This window comes from Psychrobacter sp. TB15, assembly GCF_000511655.1.
GTDB lineage: Bacteria > Pseudomonadota > Gammaproteobacteria > Pseudomonadales > Moraxellaceae > Psychrobacter > Psychrobacter submarinus.
Genome location: NZ_AYXN01000037.1, coordinates 34,564 through 51,914, shown reverse-complemented (window position 1 = coordinate 51,914; position 17,351 = coordinate 34,564). Strand labels below are relative to the sequence as shown.

Below are 17,351 nucleotides of genomic sequence, written 5' to 3'. Positions count from 1 at the left end.
CATTAAAACATACTATAGGCTTTTATTAAACATTATTAAATGACCTATAGGTCTAAAGGGTAAACAATTATTCAGAATGGTTTACTAGTAGCGGCAAGAAGAGCTACTACTGGTGTTACCAAAGCCCCATTTGCGGTAACCTTGCGAGTCTAAATGTACCGCCCCTGTCGAATATAATCCTAAACCAAAGTCCATAGCTTGACCTTGATATTGCCAAAACTGACATAAGCTATCTTGCATACGGCTCAGCTGCCACAGATTTCCGTCATATTCAGGCACCCAAACATCTATCGCGCCCGCCGTCATGTGCTTGCTATTTCTGGCACCGCCTGCACAGGAGTTGAGGCTGGGACTGCGATAGGCAGAACGAATCTCGGTACTAGCAGGCAGCACGCCTTGGTTTTTTAGCTGACTATATAAGCTTAGCGTCGGTACCATATTTGACCAAAGCTCCCGCGGCGGCAACTGAAAAGGCTCATAACCACAGCGATCCCAGCTGCGAGCGGTAGTCAGTAACTGCTCCATCGGAGGTACGTTTCGTGTCCCTAACTGTGAGCTGAGATAACGCTGATAGTCGCCGACTTGCTGCGCGCGGAAGCGATTACTGTTTAACCAAGTATTGAAGTCCGCACTCCTATCACCATAGTAGCTGTCGTGGTTGTTATTCGGACTGCCGTACTGAGTATTATAAGCTGTGTTATAAGAGGTGTTATAACGCGGTGAGCGGCTAGGCGTGATAACCCGCTGATTCTCTTCGATAGAGAGCTTGGCATCGAAATTGTACTGCCGGTTTTTTTGGGCAATCAGTCCTTGCATACTGTCGCCTCTGATGACACTGGTATTGGCAGGGGAGATATAAACCTGACCAGTAGTCGTACTACTGCCCTGACGTACTTGAATACGGCGCTCGCTACTATCATTTAAGATAGCAGCATTCGTATAGATACTAGTCGTGCACGCCAGCGTTAATAACGTCAGCTTGCTAAGCGCTGCCATATTTTTTGTGTTTATCATATGCAATTATTACCACTAGATATTTATCGAATTTATTAAGACACAGCGCCTATCGCTAGATGATCAAGTCAATATCGCTTGCAAGCACTCACAAAGAGTATTGAGTCTATAGCTGTAGTATAATCTATGGATACTATCAAATTTTGAGTAAGCAGGCTAAAATATCGTCTATCATAATAAGCAATAGCTTCGCTTTTAACATTTATTATCATAATCTTTATAATCACGTGACTTTTTATAATCATTTACAATCATGTGTTTTTGCGCCCTCTTTATAGTTTAGCGTTATCCGTAACGTCTCATTGACCTTCTCTCTTTAGTATCGACTCTATCTATGTCCTCTAATTTGCAATATCGTTTTTCACGTCAAAGCCATCACCTCGGCCAGCGTCATGAGCCTAACATTTGGCAGCGCATCCACATTGATCCTTGGCTCACCTTACTGCTGCTAGCGTTGTGCTGTATCGGCCTGACGATTTTATATAGCGCATCGACTCAGAACGTAAGTATGGTCATGCGTCAAATGGTCAGTTACGTGGTAGCCTTTGCCGTGATGTTTACTATGGCGCAGATACCGCCAACTATATACCGTAGCTTTACACCTATATTTTATGTATTAGGGCTGTTTTTATTAGTACTAGTCGAGCTCATTGGCGAGGTGCGTATGGGGGCGCAGCGCTGGATCAACTTACCAGGCTTTGGTAGCGTACAACCTTCTGAATTTATGAAGCTTGGCATGCCGATGATGTGCGCTTGGTTTCTCTCTAGGCGTGAGCTACCGCCATCGTGGACGAGCATCGTCGGTACACTAGCGCTTATTATGATCCCTGTTCTATTAATCGCCAAAGAGCCTGATTTGGGGACGTCGCTGTTGGTCGCAGCTAGTGGTATTTTTGTGTTATTTTTGGCGGGTCTATCATGGTGGATGATCGCTGGCGCTGTCGCACTATCAATACCGCTTGTGACCTTTGCTTGGTATTTTTTATTACATGATTATCAGCGCACGCGAGTTTTGACTTTGCTTAATCCAGACGCAGATGCTCAAGGCGCGGGCTGGAATATTATACAGTCGAAGACCGCTATTGGCTCTGGTGGTATAACAGGTAAAGGCTACTTAGACGGCACGCAATCGCACCTGCATTTTTTGCCTGAGGGTCATACAGATTTTATTATCGCGGCATTCTCAGAAGAGTTTGGCTTAGTCGGCGTCATGTTATTGATGTTTATTTATGCCTGTTTATTAAGCCGTGCTCTATTCATCGCTTTTACTCATCCAGACAATTACAGTCGGCTATTGGCAGGGGCTATCGCCATGTCATTCTTCGTCTATATATTTGTCAATGTAGGCATGGTCGGCGGTATCCTGCCTGTAGTTGGTGTTCCGCTACCCTTTATCAGCTATGGGGGTACGGCAATTGTCACTTTGATGGCAGGCTTCGGTTTGCTAATGTCTATCCATACGCATAGAGCCGCCTAGCGCTTTTTATTCAACGTCTTAGTTATAGTTACAGTGCTTTAATAGCTTTATTTTTATGTCCCTTGTCCTTATATAGACGCTAGACATAAACTAGCTGAGAACAGAGTAACTTTATAAAAAGGTTGCTTTAATTAGCTAAACTTAACTAGAGCTGTAATTTGTATAACATTGCAAGGTTTTTTACTTGTCATTACGGTTCAATTACGATAACCTGTTTAAATCGTAATATGGTACATAACTTATACAGAGCTGCTAAGCAACTTTTCATAAGTATATAGTGAAGCCATAACTTGCAAGTATAGTCCGACATTGATTATTTTATTTGTTATTGAATTGTTTATATAAAGATAAACTTACCCTACTTTAAAAATAATGGCTTTTATCTGCTAGTACTAGAATACATAGCAGTATCACTCTAAACAGCCAGCGCGATTAAAGCCGGTCTACTGGTAATCGGCATAAGTTACTATGATTTAATATTTCTGCGCTCAAGTTTTAGAGTACAAGTCAAAGAGGTATATATGAATAAGCGTCTATCTGGTTTACTGACAATGTCAGTGGTTCTATTTACTGGTTCTGCTGTTATCTCTAATGCTCAAGCAGCAGAGACGAGTCCTGCGCTGTCTGCAATATCTCAAGATAACGCCTCCCATATTGATCGCGTATTAGGTGAGTTAACTCGCCAGCACGATGGTGCATCAAGCCTAGTCAAATCAGCCCGCAAGCCAACTTCACTGGCATTAAACAGCCCGTTACTAGCTGCCGACAGCTCGCAGGCGAGTAATGACGAAGATGTGCTAGAGCGTTTGACCGCTGTGGCTTCCAATTCTGTAGGCAAATTTAAGCAAACGGGTCTGGCATCATGGTACGGTCGTAAGTTTCATGGTCGTAAAACAGCCAGCGGTGAAACCTTCGATATGAACGCTCTAACCGCTGCTCACCGCTCACTACCACTGAACTGCTATGTAAAGGTGACCAACAAAAACAATGGTAAAAGCGTGGTAGTAAAAGTCAATGATCGTGGCCCTTTCCATGGTAAGCGAGTCTTAGACTTATCTTACGGTGCAGCTAAGCAGTTGGGCATCACCAGTAAAGGCGTCGGTAACGTCTCAATCGAACGCGTTGCTGGTCCCTAATCTTGATTAGCTGTTATTATTGCAGCGGATAGCTTTATTAAGCTAAAAAGAGCGCCTAGTTTAACGAACTAGGCGCTCTTTTTGTTGCGCATAATAAACGGATACAGCAATTAATAGCTAAAAGTCTATCTCAAAGGCGCTTTCAATAGCATCGTCAAGACGCTCTACGGCTATGACATTGATGCCCTTAAACTGAGCTGAGTTGGCAGCGGGTGCATTGGACTTAGGGATGATGGCATGCTTAAATCCATGCTTCATCGCTTCTTTTAGGCGCTCTTGTCCGTTCGGCACAGGACGTATCTCACCGGACAACCCGACTTCACCGAATACCGCTAATGAAGAAGGTAGCGGTTTCTCCTTTATACTAGAGGCACAAGCGAGCAGCACTGCTAGATCAGAGCCGGTCTCAATCACCTTTACACCGCCCACGACGTTGACGTAGACATCCTGCCCACTCGTATGGATGCCGCCATGTCGGTGCATTACCGCAAGCAGCATAGACATTCTTTGATAATCAAGCCCTAGCGCCATACGCCTTGGCTGCCCTTGTGAGTCATCAACTAAAGCTTGCACCTCCACTAATAGTGGCCGTGTGCCCTCTCGGCTCACCATGACCACCGACCCTGCCACTGGCTTATCATAACGGCTTAAAAATATCGCTGATGGGTTAGCGACTTCCTTGAGCCCCATATCCGTCATACCAAAAATGCCTAACTCATTCACCGCACCAAAACGGTTTTTGACGGCGCGAATCATGCGAAAGCGCGAGTCAGACTGACCCTCGAAATACAGTACCGTATCCACCATGTGCTCAAGCACTCTAGGGCCTGCTAAGGTACCTTCCTTGGTCACATGACCCACTAAAAACAGCGCAGTCCCCGTCTGCTTGGCATAACGAGTCAAAATCGCTGCTGACTCACGAATTTGACTGACACCGCCGGGAGCTGAATTGATAGCATCAGTGTAGATCGTCTGAATAGAGTCAATAATGGCAATAGCGGGCTGCTCTTGAGTCAACGCGGCGCAAATGGTCTCTACATTAGTCTCAGCCAAGACTCGCAGTCTGTCTGCTGGTAATTCTAAACGTTTGGCGCGCATAGCAACTTGCGCTAATGACTCCTCGCCGGTGACATATAGCGCGCTACCCGCTAATGAGTCCGCTCTCGCCATATTGGTCGCTGTCTGTAGCAAGATAGTGGATTTGCCGATACCAGGGTCACCGCCGATAAGCACAACCGAGCCTGCCACTAAGCCGCCGCCTAATACGCGGTCGAACTCACTGATGCCAGTTGGCAGGCGGGTATCTAAAGTGACGCTCACTGCATTTAGCGGCATCACTGCGCTATGCGTTCCCGAATAGTTCCCTGCAGGGGCGCTGCTAGCACGCGGCGTAGCACGGCTGGATGCCGACTTAGCTGAGCTTTTATTATGATGCGGCATACTAACATCTGGCGCTTCGACTAAGGTATTCCATTCGCCGCAGTCGCTGCACTGCCCCGCCCACTTACCAAAGTGAGCACCACAATTTTGGCAGACGTAGCTGCTTTTATTTTTTGCCATAGTATATGCACCTTAAGTGAATTATGAGCTCAAACGAATATAAGATCAAAAGTCTAGGAATAAAAGAAGATATAGTGTATTAAATAAGGAGGTAGTAAAAATAAAGGATAGGAGATGATAGCCAAGACCACTTGGCTACCTAATTGACGTCGTTTAATAAACGATTAAAATAAAGTCGTCATAAAAGAAAGATATGACAAATAAAATACTAGTTCATCAACAGGAATAAACTTTAAACCTGAAAGTCTTTACCCAAATAGACGGACTTAACCAACTCGTTCTCTAGCACTTCACGAGAAGAGCCCTCAGCGATGATAGCGCCTTCTGAGACAATATACGCCTTTTCGCAAATCGCTAGCGTCTCACGAACATTATGGTCAGTAATCAGCACGCCAATACCGCGATTTTTTAAGGTGAGTATCACCTCTTTGATATCACCCACGGATATAGGATCAACGCCAGCGAACGGCTCATCTAATAGCACAAACTTTGGATCTGCAGCCAAAGCTCGAGCAATCTCGCAGCGGCGCCGCTCGCCCCCTGAGACGCTCATGCCCAAAGAGCTACGGACATGCTCTAGATGGAACTCAGCGATCAGTTTTTCAAGCTCTTGGCGCTGCTCATTTGCAGACAGCTCGCTGCGCGTTTGCAAAATAGCCAGTATATTATCTTCGATAGACAGCTTACGAAAGATAGAAGCCTCTTGCGGCAGATAGCCTATCCCTGCCCGCGCCCGCTCATGCATAGCATATTTAGATAGATCCATTTTTCCTAGGCTAACGCGGCCTTTATCCATATTGACGAGACCAACTACCATATAAAAACTAGTGGTCTTACCCGCGCCATTTGGACCTAACAGGCCAACCACTTGTCCTTGTTCAACAGAGAACGACACGTCTTTGACGACCCAGCGCTTACCGTAGCGCTTGCCTAAGTTCTGCATCGATAAGCGCAGGGGTACTGGCGCTGCAGAGCTCACTGCTGATGAGGTGCTGCTCTCATTATTGTCTATCATAACTTACTCATGCTCTATTTAAGTCTTATAAACTTTAGCGCTTATCTAGACGCGTCAATTTAAAACGATAATTAGGCTACCGGCGTAATATAATGCGCTACTTGTCTTAAGTAGTGGTTATTTTAGTAGTGGCTGTTTTAATAATGGCTGTAAACTAACGTATGCCCGTCTGATTGGTATTGTTATTAGGCGGGAAGATCAATTCTACGCGCTGATTACCGCCCGCTGTCGCCTCGACATCCCCTGCTTTGAGACTATAACGAATCACATTACCTGCAAAGCTTGCACCGTTTTGCGTCAATTTTGCATTGCCGGTCAAAGTCATGATGCCAGTGGCCGCATTATAATCAATTTTATTAGCGCGGCCTTTTGCTAAGCCTTTTTCAGCGGTCACCACTTGCTGCATCGTCGCCGGTCGACCGGTTGCCACAGCTGATTGGATGCTGCGCTGCTCTGAGAGATTGACCGTAATATTATCCGCTGTTAATTTGAGCGTGCCTTGGGTAATAACCACTGTTCCTGAATAGCTCGTTACGCCAGTACTCTCGCTATACGTGGCACGATCGGCAAGCAGCTTGATAGGCTGATTGGCATCAGAAGGTAGCGCATGGCTATAGATAGGCAGAGCTAGCAGCATAACTACTGGAAGGGCGCTTATATGAGATGCTGCTGATAGCTTGGGCGCTAGCGCACGAACTATAGGCAAAAGACTTGATTTCATGTTTGGATACTCTTTTTATGATAGGTATGAAAAGCAGCAGTAGTCGTGATTATTCAATAACGGTTTTATACTTTAAAATTTTTATAATGAAAGGTAGTTTATAGTTAACAACTTACAGTTCACAATTTATAGTTCACAACTCATAGTTAAAGCGCTTTAAAATTAAATATACTGAGTTAAAAAAGCGCCTTATCCTGACGCTCAGCAGGAGTAAACATTACGGCCACTTGCTCAAACTCATACTCGCCCGTTTCTAAATTGGCTGTCATGCTAGCCGCTTCAAAACGATTGGCGCCTTGGACGACTTGTACGGGCTGCTCACTATAAACTTGCTTTGATTGGGTATTACCTTTTAATGCTTCACCTGTCACGGTTATAGGCGCTATTTTCTCACCATTTTTGGTGGTTTTTTGCTGATCTTGGCTAGCTAAACTAAAGCCGCCGTACAGGTGCAGCTCACCGGTCTCTTGATTGACCGTTGCCGTTCCTGACTCAATACGGTACAGCTGCTTAGCTGATGGCTCCCAGTTCATAGTAATACCGGACATTATGTCCTGATTAGTATTAGGATCATGCCTTAGCGATTCAGCGTTGAGCTCATACTCTGTTTCGCCTTGCTCATTAGTCTGTACTGCCTTAATATCAGTAGCTTCGTAGTCCACTTCTGAGGGACCCACACTCACTGGCGGCGTCACTTCTGCTTGCTGCTGAAAAAACCATCCTGCGATACCAGCGATGATTAGGGCCAAGATGATTAAGACACGAGTATTCACTATAATTTATCCTACTGATGACTCTGCACTGTGGGGAGCACTACCCTCTAAGGTATAGCCTGCAATGTACGCTTCGTAATGCCCGTGACCTTTCAAAATAAGGTCACATATCTCACGCACCGCACCGTAACCGCCCGCGCGCGTAGTGACCATATCACTGCGATTGATAACTTCAGAGTGGGCATTAGGTACTGTGGCCGCAAACCCGACCGTTTGCATCGCCTTTATATCTGGCAAGTCATCCCCCATGTAGGCGCAGTCTGCTGTGGTGATATCAGCAGCTTTATCCACCATAGTCATCAGCTCTTTTAGCGCCACAACTTTATCATCTCGGCCTTGCACCACATAATCGATACCTATCTCTTTGGCGCGTTTGTCTACCATAGGACTACGACGACCGGTGATAATCGCGGTCAAAATACCATAACGTGCTAATGCCTTGATACCTACGCCATCCTGTACCGAAAAAGCTTTGGTTTCAACCCCGTTTGCATCATAAATAATCTGCCCATTGGACAAAATACCATCGACATCTAACACTAGCATTTTAACTTTACCGGCTTTTTCGATTAAATCTTGCATAGGCTACCTCTTATTATTAGTTTTTATCTATAATTTATGCTCAGTGAGAAAGGGTTATTTTACCCCTGCTTGCAATAAGTCATGAACGGTAATAATAGCATCTAGATGACCTTGTTCATCCATTACCAATAGCTGGCTGATCGCATTTTCATTCATCACACTTAAGGCATCAGAGGCGCGCATGGTTTTACTGACATGACGCGGATTTGTAGTCATAATCTCGCGCATCGGCGTGGCCAAATCGATGCCTTTTTCAAGTACTCGGCGTAAGTCGCCATCGGTAAACACCCCGACTACTTTATCTTTATCATCGACGACTACTGTCATGCCTAAGCGACCATTGGTCATGGTAAACAGTGCTTCGTTGAGAGCCGCCTGCTGATTGACTAAAGGCAGATTCTCACTACTGGTGTGCATCAGATCCTCAACCCGCGTTAATAGCTGACGCCCAAGCGCACCGGCAGGATGCGATAGAGCAAAATCCTCTGAAGTGAAATTACGCGCATGCACTAAAGCTACTGCTAATGCATCGCCCAAAGCGAGCGTTGCGGTCGTACTCGACGTTGGCGCTAAATTGAGCGGGCACGCCTCTTGCGACTGACCTAAGGTCAATACGACATCAGCCGCTCGTGGCAACATCCCCCGCTTGTCGCGACTAATGCTAATGAGCGGTATGCCAAGGCGCTTGACGACAGGGAGTAGGGTTTTGATCTCATCAGACTCACCCGAATTGGAGATGGCCAATAACACATCACCGTGCACTAGCATTCCTAAGTCGCCATGTCCGGCCTCTCCTGGATGCATAAAAAATGCTGGCGTGCCCGTAGAAGCAAAGGTTGCGGCTATTTTGCGACCGATCAGTCCTGACTTACCCATGCCAGTGACCACTAAGCGTCCTTGGCAGGCCAAAATAATATCGCAAGCCTGAGCAAACCGATCGTCTATTTGCTCGGTTAGTAGCGCTAAGGCGGCTTTTTCTGTGTTGATAGCTTCAATAGCAGTCGCTATAAACTGCTCATGAGTGAGATGACTGTTACCGCTGTTCATATATAACTCATTATTGATTATTTGATGGCCTATTTTACTATATTATCGACAACTTTAGTAACCGCGCTCTAAATGGGATCAATAATGTGTTGAGCAAATACAAAAAAGACCCACTGCGTGAGTAGGTCTTCATTTACTACAACAGCTTCATGAAACTATCGGCCATACCAGCTGACCTAGGAAACTTAGAAGAATAATGGCGATTAATGATTGTCGCTATCGTTAAAGTCCTCTTTTGGCGTATCATTTAGGCCGGTATTCTCGCCTGGGTTTTCAAAGCCGCGATCCTGACCAAAGCCCGTTCGATCAGAGCTTGCTCCAAAGCCGCTACGATTAGAGTCTTGACCAAAGCCGCCGCGCTCAAAACCGCGATCTTGTCCAAAACCGCTACGATTAAAGCCGCTACGATTTGCAGGGAAGCCGCGCTCTTCGTAGCCACTACTCATACCGCCCGCTTGATTACCACGGTCAAAGCCGCCGCCTTGGTAGCCACTAGCCGAGCCTGAGGATTGTGCGCTGCTACTAGAAGATGACGCTGTACTGCTACGAGGGTTTCGCGCTGGTACTACTGTCGATATGGCATGCTTATAAACCATTTGGCTAACGGTATTTTTTAATAACACCACATATTGGTCAAAAGACTCAATCTGGCCTTGTAGCTTAATGCCATTCACTAGAAAAATGGACACTGGAATACGGTCTTTGCGCAATGAGTTCAAAAACGGATCTTGTAGAGTCTGTCCTTTTGACATAAAAATTCTCCTAATAGTTATTATTTTATTGTAATGTACTGTGATTTTATACTAAGAAAAATCATTCTAAATTATAACAGTTAACACCCTGCTCTATTGTCGTTTATCGTTATTTAATATAATCGTTTCTTACACATCATTTCTTGCGTAATGTTATAAAAACGATTCAATCATACTACTCTTTAGCTCATTCTATTTGTACTAATCTATTTATACAAAATAGCGATGCTATATAAATGTACTGTAGCGGCTACCCTAAATAATCTCTCACTTGCTCGATAGAAGTAAATGAGCTTATGACTATATTGTGTTGCGTATCAGTAATGCTTGTATCAATTTGTGCAGGCGCTATAGCGGACTGATTTGCTACCGCTAAGCCTTTGGACAACTTACGCAGCCAAGTGTACTGGCGCTTAGCCAGCTGTCTGGTAGCATATAATGCCTTATTTCGCATCGCTTCACAAGCGAGATGCTGCTGCTGAGACTGCATCGGTTTTGCAGAGTTATTAGACACCTTAACCTTGTCATCTGTACTATTAGCAAAAGCCTCATAAAACAGCGACTTATCTAAATGCGCGCGCTCAAAGACTGGATGGTCGATATGCACCAAATATTCAAGCACTTGACGATAGCCCACGCAGCGCATGGCAGGCATATTTGGGGTCAGCGGATAGCGCTCAAGTAAACCGATCACCTCATCCACTAAGCCTTCTTGCCACATAATATCTAAACGTTGATGAATGCGCTCATGTAACCAGGAACGCTCCGGTAGCACGGATAAGACATGCCACTGCTGGTTAGGATTATGGGCCAATGCTTGTTTGGGTTGATGTTGCCAGTCGCTTATTGGGACACTGGTTTGTTTATATACCTCGACGGCTCGCGTGATTCGCTGCGTATCAGCAGGCGCTAACCGTTGATGGCTCTGAGGATCGACGTCAGCCAAATAATCGTATAAAGCGCCAATACCTGCTGTTTGTCGCCACTGCTCGACTTGCCTGCGTACCTGCTCATCGCTATCCGGAACAGGCGACAGGCCTTCTATCAGTGCCATGTAGTACATCATCGTACCGCCCACTAACAACGGGATTTTACCTTTTGCATGACACTCATCAATCAGGCACTCAACATCGCTGACAAACTCCGCGACGCTATAGCTTTGTGTTGGATCAATAATATCGACTAAATGATGCGGATAACGCTGTAATTCTGCAGCCGTAGGTTTAGCGGTACCAATATCCATCCCACGATAAATAAGCGCAGAATCTACTGAGATAAGCTCATAACGACCACTATCATAAAGCTCATAAGCTAAGGCGGTCTTGCCACTCGCCGTTGGCGCCATTAAGCAAATGACGCTATTATCTGACATAGGATGAGGAGCGTCTGACATAAAGTTGCCTATAAAAAGAGTTTAACCATTTAGGGCGTGTTGAACATTCGACCGTGGCACTGACAGAGACTATTTTTTAGGCGATTTGCAGATAAAAATGGTAAGTTTAGTCGTTCTAAGCGTCTATTTTTATCAATAAAGCGGCAAAAAATAGTCCTGTCCCTGTTGTTGTAGTTAGGGCTGATGCTAAAATCGCCCTAGTCGTTGCGACTGTTTAAATAAAATCAGCTAGCCAATGCAATAAGCATTATCTGCAATTTTAACGACGACTAGAACTATTTTAGCGATCAGCAGTGCGCATTTGTGAATGTTCAACACGCCCTAATAAAGAGTGTGACAGCGTAAAGCTAAATACGATTAAGCTAAAGCGGACGATAATAATAAGCCAATTAACGGTTTGCTATCTGTCCGTACAATGGCTTTGGTCGTGAGTATCTCTATAATATCTGAGGTAAAAGCTTGCAAATCTGGCGTCGACATTTGTGCCGCGTAATGGCTAATCTGCGCATTAATCTCTTGGTTTATTGCCAACTGACTGGCTGATTTATGAGACTGCCGATAATCATTGGCTGTAAATAATCGAGCGAACCGCTGATGCCACTCCGCTTCTGTTATCACCATTAATTGTCCTTGATTGTGCACTAAAGCATAAAACAATAGCCAAGGTGACAAAGCGCTAGGGACATTATCGTTCACTGCGCCTACAAGATCTTCTGAAGCTCCAAGCTCATACTCTGACAAGTCAGTAATCACTTCTAAACAGTATGGCAAAGGCATTGAACGCTTGCCACTTATTGTAGGTAATACTGAGGGAGTACTGGACTGTTTATCGCTTGCTGTCGTTATCGCAGCGTTGTCATTTACCTGATTGGCACCACTGGCAACTGTATCTGGCTCTTGTGAGTGCTGATAAGAGTGCTTAACAGACTGTACTTGCGGCTTAAAAGCCGAAAAATTATGCCCACTGTCATCAGGCTGATTTTCGTTTATCTCGTCCTCTAATAATTCTGGGCTTGATGATGCTAACGAAGGATAGTCTATCACTGCGCTTTTGAGCTTGTTGCTGATAGCATAACTCAGATGCGCCACGATGTTATTGAGAGAGCTGATTTTGATGCGCTGTTTGCTAGGATGCACATTAACATTCAACCAAGATAATGGCAGCTCAAAGTATAACGCGTACCCCAGCGCCGCAATCTCAGCACTTGCTGCTAATTGCCGGAGCTGATTGCTGATAATGGCCTCTTTGACTAAGCGTCCATTGACATAGATTAGCTTGGGGAGATTGGGCTGCGGCTGCATAGCTGGCCATAACCAACCGCTAACTTGCGCTGGCGTCATTGCTGATGGACTTGTCTTGCTCGAGTCAGCGTACTGCTGCTGTAGACCTGATAAATCTACAGCAACTTCTACAGCATTCTCTTGTAGCGCTAAACCTAGCGCTTGCTCTAGTCGAAAGATAGGGAGATGTTGGCGGATATTAGCGACTGAGGCGCTGCTAGTCGTATCATCGTCTCGATCTGCTGATAGGGTGATACGTTTTTTATTATCATGGAAAAGAACGAGCGTCACATCAGCACGCGCTAAAGCAACTTCACGGACTATGGTTTCAATATGAGCAAATTCAGTAGCGATAGACTTTAGATTGCCGCGCCTAGCAGGCACATTAAAATACAAATCTTTAATCGTGACTGTGGTGCCGCGGTTGTGCACCACTGGCGTCAAGGGCGGCTCCTCAGCAAGTACACCTGAGACTTGCAGCTGTCGACCTATACCATTGTCATCATGACTACTGATCAAAGTCAGGCGTGAGACTGCAGCCGTAGCGGCTAAGGCCTCACCGCGAAACCCTAACGTACGGATACCTTGTAGGTTAGCAACATCAGCGACCTTGCTAGTAGCGTGGCGAGTAATGGCCATTACCATATCATCTGGATGGATACCCGCGCCATTGTCCGCGACCTGTATCATTCCCATACCGCCTTGAGTGATATGTACCTCGATATGTGTGGCTTTGGCATCGATAGCGTTCTCGAGCAGCTCTTTGACCACAGCGGCCGGACGCGTCACCACCTCGCCTGCCGCCAATTGATTGATCAGTAGCGGCGAGAGTTTTTTTATACGACTAATGGCGGTATTTTCTAGCATAACAGAATTATGATTGCAGAGTTATAAGTGCAAAGTGGATAAGTCTAAGCCTTGGGCTTGACCTATTTTTGAGAGACGACACTCAATCTGCCGCGCGCCGTCATCGACTTCCGTCATATCGATAAATATAGCCGGTGGCGGCAAATAGCTATCGGCGCGACTCGCCCATTCTATAATAGCTAGCGCATTTGGCTCATCAAGATACTCATCAAAACCAATAAAAGATAGCTCTTCTGGGTCTTGCAATCGATATAAATCAGCATGATACACCGGCTTTACAGAGCCATTCTCTTGCTCAATCTGATAAGGCTCCACTAAGGTGTAAGTCGGACTTTTGACCGCGCCTTTATGACCTAACGCTTGTAGCCAATAACGTGTCAAAGTGGTCTTGCCTGCGCCTAAGTCCCCGGATAGCCATACACTGCCCTCTATCGGTAGCGTAGCCAACTGCTGCGCTACTAATTGGGTATCGGTTTCTGAGTGCAATGTTAAGGTTTGCAGTCCTACTATAGCACTCGAATTACTATCAGACATTTAGCGGCCCCTACTCGGATTATCTCTACATCAAAATTTTTATCGATGCTCATTATTGATAAGACAGTATAGCAAATCGCTTCTCATTCGTAAGTAAGCACTTATTAACGCTGACATCTACTAGCGATACCAAACCAGAAACAAAAACATGAACTATATAGAATCTCATACTCAGTTTACGCAGTCACTGATTTTTCTATATCGCTAATTGGAAATGAACACTCGCGGTTACTATTGTCTTTACCCCGCGCCCTCCCTACAATACATGCGACGAAACTATGAAATGCTTTTAAACTTAAACTATCAATTGCACGATTTAAAACGTTCAACCCTAAGATTCATAAAGGCAGACTATGAAGCAGATCTTGGTATTGTTATTCGTAGTATCGGGCGGTATGGCGCTCGCCACTGAAGCGGCATTTCTAGGGCCTTTAGGAGAGAAAATCAGGTGATTAGCAGTATTTTTGGGATTCGGCTGACGGGCGCGCTTTATTTGATTTATTTGAGTAATAAAAGGCAGGTTGAGGATTGATAGTTTTAGTTCGATAGCGCTTGAGCTAAATCATTCTACTTGAACTGCTATATTTAGGCTCTTGCTTTGAGCATTATCACTATAGTTAGACTAAACAGGGTGCATCGTCTGTGAGAGTATCATTAGCGAGGAGCTGACTTGCTTTATATGCGCCAAGAATACTCAACAGCACCAGTAAAGTCAGTAGAGTAAAGAAACCAATTGGTTTTACTTTTGCTTTTAAACCGTAACTATACTTGGTCGGTTTCCAAACCTTCTCATTAGGTAGAGGGTTTTGATTTAGTTGGAGTACTTTAAGATTTCTGAATCCTTCTAAACAAAACAATATTATTGCTAGCCCTAAAGGGAATCCTACAAACAATCCATAGAACATAATCTCAAAACCTGTGAACCATTTATAATCGTAGCAACTGATGTTATCAATATACAAGCTAAATTTGGGTAGTAAGTACCACTCAATCAAAGCTATCGAACCGGCTGCAATAGTAAGATATTTAGCTAATAATACTATTTTTTCTTTTTTTGTATATTCTGGTGCATAACCGTTCATGCTGCTCTGCTCTATATTTGCAAACCTATTTTCTTTGCTATCACCTATTTTCATAAACCCCCAATTGATATCTCATAAACTCAATGTTGCTTGCAAGGTCTAAAATATCACTTGCAAAATCACTTTGTTACATCTTCTTAGTGCACAACTCTATACTCCCTTGCTAGTCATGCCTTAGCTTTTTGTAAAACGAATCATGCTTTATGACGGTTTGTAGCTTCATATCACCTACGGTTAAAGCGTTATATTGCCCTTTTAAGCAGATGATAAAAACTATTAAGATAAAATTGTGATTACTTAAAAAGCCTTCTAGTATTAAAACACTAGAAAACTTTATTTAAACTCTAATAGCTTGTTTAGCTTCAAAAGCTTGATTACCCTGCTGCTACGTGCTCAGCTTTGGCATAGTTAGTGATCTGCGTCGGTACACTTTCACTACTATGACGCTCTGATTTCATTTGTTCGGCTATCTTTTCGGCGATAGCAATGGTTGGTGCGTTAGTATTAGCGCTAATCAGTGTCGGCATAATCGACGCATCAATCACCCGTAAGCCCTCAATACCGCGCACCTTCAGATCCGTATCGACAACCGACAGCTCATCTGTGCCCATACGGCAAGTACCGACAGGATGATAAATGGTGTCGGACTTATTGCGAATATAACCAAGCAAGCCATCTTTTTTGATATAAGGCGCGGCATAGTCCTCGGTGATGAACTTGGCAAGAGGCGCTTCTTCCATAATAGCGCGAGCACGCTCGGCGCCCGCGACCATAAACTCTACATCTTTGTCGTTTGACAAATAATTGGGATCAATCAGTGGCGGCTCGCTAGGATCGGTTGACGCCAGTCTCACTGTGCCACGGCTCTCAGGGCGCAAATAGCAGCTGTGTACTGAGACGCCGTAACCCCACTTCAGCTCACGTCCGTGATTAATCACGCGCGAGATGACAAAATGCAGCTGAGTGTCAGGCCAGTCTTTTGGCGTCTTATTCGTAGCGCTATAAAAAGCGCCGCCTTCGGCATAATTGGTCGATAGTATGCCCGTCCCATCTTTGCGCCATTGTCCTAAGGCGGACGTCATCTGCGCAACCGTGCTTAGGCCGATACCGATAATGTCTTTGGTATTGACCTTATAATCGAACACCACATCTAAGTGATCTTGCAAGTTACCGCCAACATCCGGCGACTCCTGAATCACCTCGATACCGTGCTGCTCTAAGTGCTCTTTTGGCCCAATACCTGATAGCATCAACGTCTTTGGAGAGCCGAACGCGCCCGCGCATAGTAGCACCTCTTCGAGAGCGCTGACCGTATATTCTTCACCATGCTTGACGTAAGCGACACCCGTGGCGCGCTTATCTTCTATGATAACCTTGGATACCATAGCGCCGGTGATGATGGTGAGGTTCGGACGCTCTTCAATAGGGTGCAAGTAAGCGGCGGCGGCTGAACAGCGCTGGCCCTGCTTATCGCCATGGAAGTGGGTGACTTGATATAGGCCCGCGCCGTCTTGCTTTGTACCATTAAAGTCGTCGTTGGCATCGAGACCATTAGCCACACAAGCATCAACAAAGGCTTTAGAGATAGGCCGCGGGCTCAGTAACTCGGACACGTGCAGGGGACCTGAGTCGCCGTGATGCTCGTCGCCCCCACGAATATTGTTTTCGGCTTTTTTGAAAAAAGGCAACATATCATCAAAGCCCCAACCCTCGCAGCCGTTATCTGCCCAGCGATTATAGTCTTTGGCACTACCGCGAGTATAGACCATCGCATTGATAGCGGATGAGCCACCCAAACACTGTCCGCGCGGCTGATATCCTATGCGATTATTGAGCTGGGTTTGCGGTACAGTATTGAATGCCCAGTTGTTGATCTTTACTGGCTTGTCGCGCATCAGCATGATGACGCCTGCAGGTACACGTACGGCTAAATCTTTGCCGTCGCCGCCAAACTCTAATAGGCACACTGAGATAGTTGGATCTTCTGATAAGCGGCTGGCCATCACGCATCCTGCTGAGCCGCCGCCGATAATGACATAGTCAAATTCCATGAGAAAAGCGCTCCTTGCTAATAGCTTACTAATAGATAGTACCGATCATATAACGCGATACAGTCA

15 protein-coding genes are annotated in these 17,351 nt (G+C 45.3%); 2 read left to right on the top strand and 13 right to left on the bottom strand.

Features of this window, described 5'->3' with window-relative positions; genetic code table 11:
- Positions 1 to 84 precede the first annotated feature (84 nt).
- A complete protein-coding gene (locus W234_RS0109255) occupies positions 85 to 1,014 on the bottom strand; it encodes a D-Ala-D-Ala carboxypeptidase family metallohydrolase (protein WP_025646578.1) in 930 nt (309 codons plus the stop codon).
- A 334-nt stretch (positions 1,015 to 1,348) separates the two neighbouring features.
- Here W234_RS0109255 and rodA point away from each other — a divergent pair, with 334 nt between their 5' ends.
- Positions 1,349 to 2,491 (top strand): rod shape-determining protein RodA, encoded by a 1,143-nt coding sequence (rodA, locus tag W234_RS0109250; RefSeq protein ID WP_025646577.1) that lies wholly within the window; start codon positions 1,349 to 1,351, stop codon positions 2,489 to 2,491.
- 521 nt (positions 2,492 to 3,012) lie between these two features.
- Positions 3,013 to 3,627 (top strand): septal ring lytic transglycosylase RlpA family protein, encoded by a 615-nt coding sequence (locus W234_RS0109245; RefSeq protein ID WP_025646576.1) that lies wholly within the window; start codon positions 3,013 to 3,015, stop codon positions 3,625 to 3,627.
- Positions 3,628 to 3,744: 117 nt separating this feature from the next.
- Here the strand turns inward: W234_RS0109245 and radA are convergent, their stop codons facing one another.
- The 12 genes from radA to W234_RS0109180 form a co-directional block, all read right to left on the bottom strand.
- Positions 3,745 to 5,187 carry a DNA repair protein RadA gene (gene radA / locus W234_RS0109240; RefSeq protein ID WP_025646575.1) on the bottom strand — a complete coding sequence of 481 codons (1,443 nt, stop codon included), beginning with the start codon at positions 5,185 to 5,187 and terminating at the stop codon, positions 3,745 to 3,747.
- 232 nt (positions 5,188 to 5,419) lie between these two features.
- The gene (lptB, locus tag W234_RS0109235; protein ID WP_025646574.1) at positions 5,420 to 6,202 is read right to left on the bottom strand and encodes an LPS export ABC transporter ATP-binding protein; all 783 of its coding nucleotides are present in this window, start codon (positions 6,200 to 6,202) and stop codon (positions 5,420 to 5,422) included.
- A 154-nt stretch (positions 6,203 to 6,356) separates the two neighbouring features.
- Positions 6,357 to 6,839 (bottom strand): lipopolysaccharide transport periplasmic protein LptA, encoded by a 483-nt coding sequence (gene lptA, locus W234_RS0109230; RefSeq protein WP_227501940.1) that lies wholly within the window; start codon positions 6,837 to 6,839, stop codon positions 6,357 to 6,359.
- Positions 6,840 to 7,099: 260 nt separating this feature from the next.
- A complete protein-coding gene (lptC, locus tag W234_RS0109225; protein ID WP_025646572.1) occupies positions 7,100 to 7,696 on the bottom strand; it encodes an LPS export ABC transporter periplasmic protein LptC in 597 nt (198 codons plus the stop codon).
- Positions 7,697 to 7,702: 6 nt separating this feature from the next.
- Complete coding sequence (locus W234_RS0109220) at positions 7,703 to 8,278, bottom strand: KdsC family phosphatase (protein ID WP_025646571.1); 576 nt, start codon at positions 8,276 to 8,278, stop codon at positions 7,703 to 7,705.
- 54 nt (positions 8,279 to 8,332) lie between these two features.
- A complete protein-coding gene (locus W234_RS0109215; protein WP_025646570.1) occupies positions 8,333 to 9,325 on the bottom strand; it encodes a KpsF/GutQ family sugar-phosphate isomerase in 993 nt (330 codons plus the stop codon).
- Between the two features lie 203 nt (positions 9,326 to 9,528).
- A complete protein-coding gene (gene hfq / locus W234_RS0109210) occupies positions 9,529 to 10,077 on the bottom strand; it encodes an RNA chaperone Hfq (RefSeq protein WP_025646569.1) in 549 nt (182 codons plus the stop codon).
- A 250-nt stretch (positions 10,078 to 10,327) separates the two neighbouring features.
- The gene (miaA, locus tag W234_RS0109205) at positions 10,328 to 11,470 is read right to left on the bottom strand and encodes a tRNA (adenosine(37)-N6)-dimethylallyltransferase MiaA (RefSeq protein WP_025646568.1); all 1,143 of its coding nucleotides are present in this window, start codon (positions 11,468 to 11,470) and stop codon (positions 10,328 to 10,330) included.
- Positions 11,471 to 11,827: 357 nt separating this feature from the next.
- A complete protein-coding gene (gene mutL, locus W234_RS0109200) occupies positions 11,828 to 13,618 on the bottom strand; it encodes a DNA mismatch repair endonuclease MutL (protein ID WP_025646567.1) in 1,791 nt (596 codons plus the stop codon).
- A gap of 21 nt (positions 13,619 to 13,639) precedes the next feature.
- Complete coding sequence (tsaE, locus tag W234_RS0109195) at positions 13,640 to 14,152, bottom strand: tRNA (adenosine(37)-N6)-threonylcarbamoyltransferase complex ATPase subunit type 1 TsaE (protein WP_051397469.1); 513 nt, start codon at positions 14,150 to 14,152, stop codon at positions 13,640 to 13,642.
- A gap of 617 nt (positions 14,153 to 14,769) precedes the next feature.
- On the bottom strand, positions 14,770 to 15,288 hold the full coding sequence (locus W234_RS0109185) for a hypothetical protein (protein WP_051397468.1): 519 nt from the start codon (positions 15,286 to 15,288) through the stop codon (positions 14,770 to 14,772).
- Between the two features lie 320 nt (positions 15,289 to 15,608).
- On the bottom strand, positions 15,609 to 17,285 hold the full coding sequence (locus tag W234_RS0109180) for a GMC family oxidoreductase (protein WP_025646564.1): 1,677 nt from the start codon (positions 17,283 to 17,285) through the stop codon (positions 15,609 to 15,611).
- Positions 17,286 to 17,351: the final 66 nt, after the last annotated feature.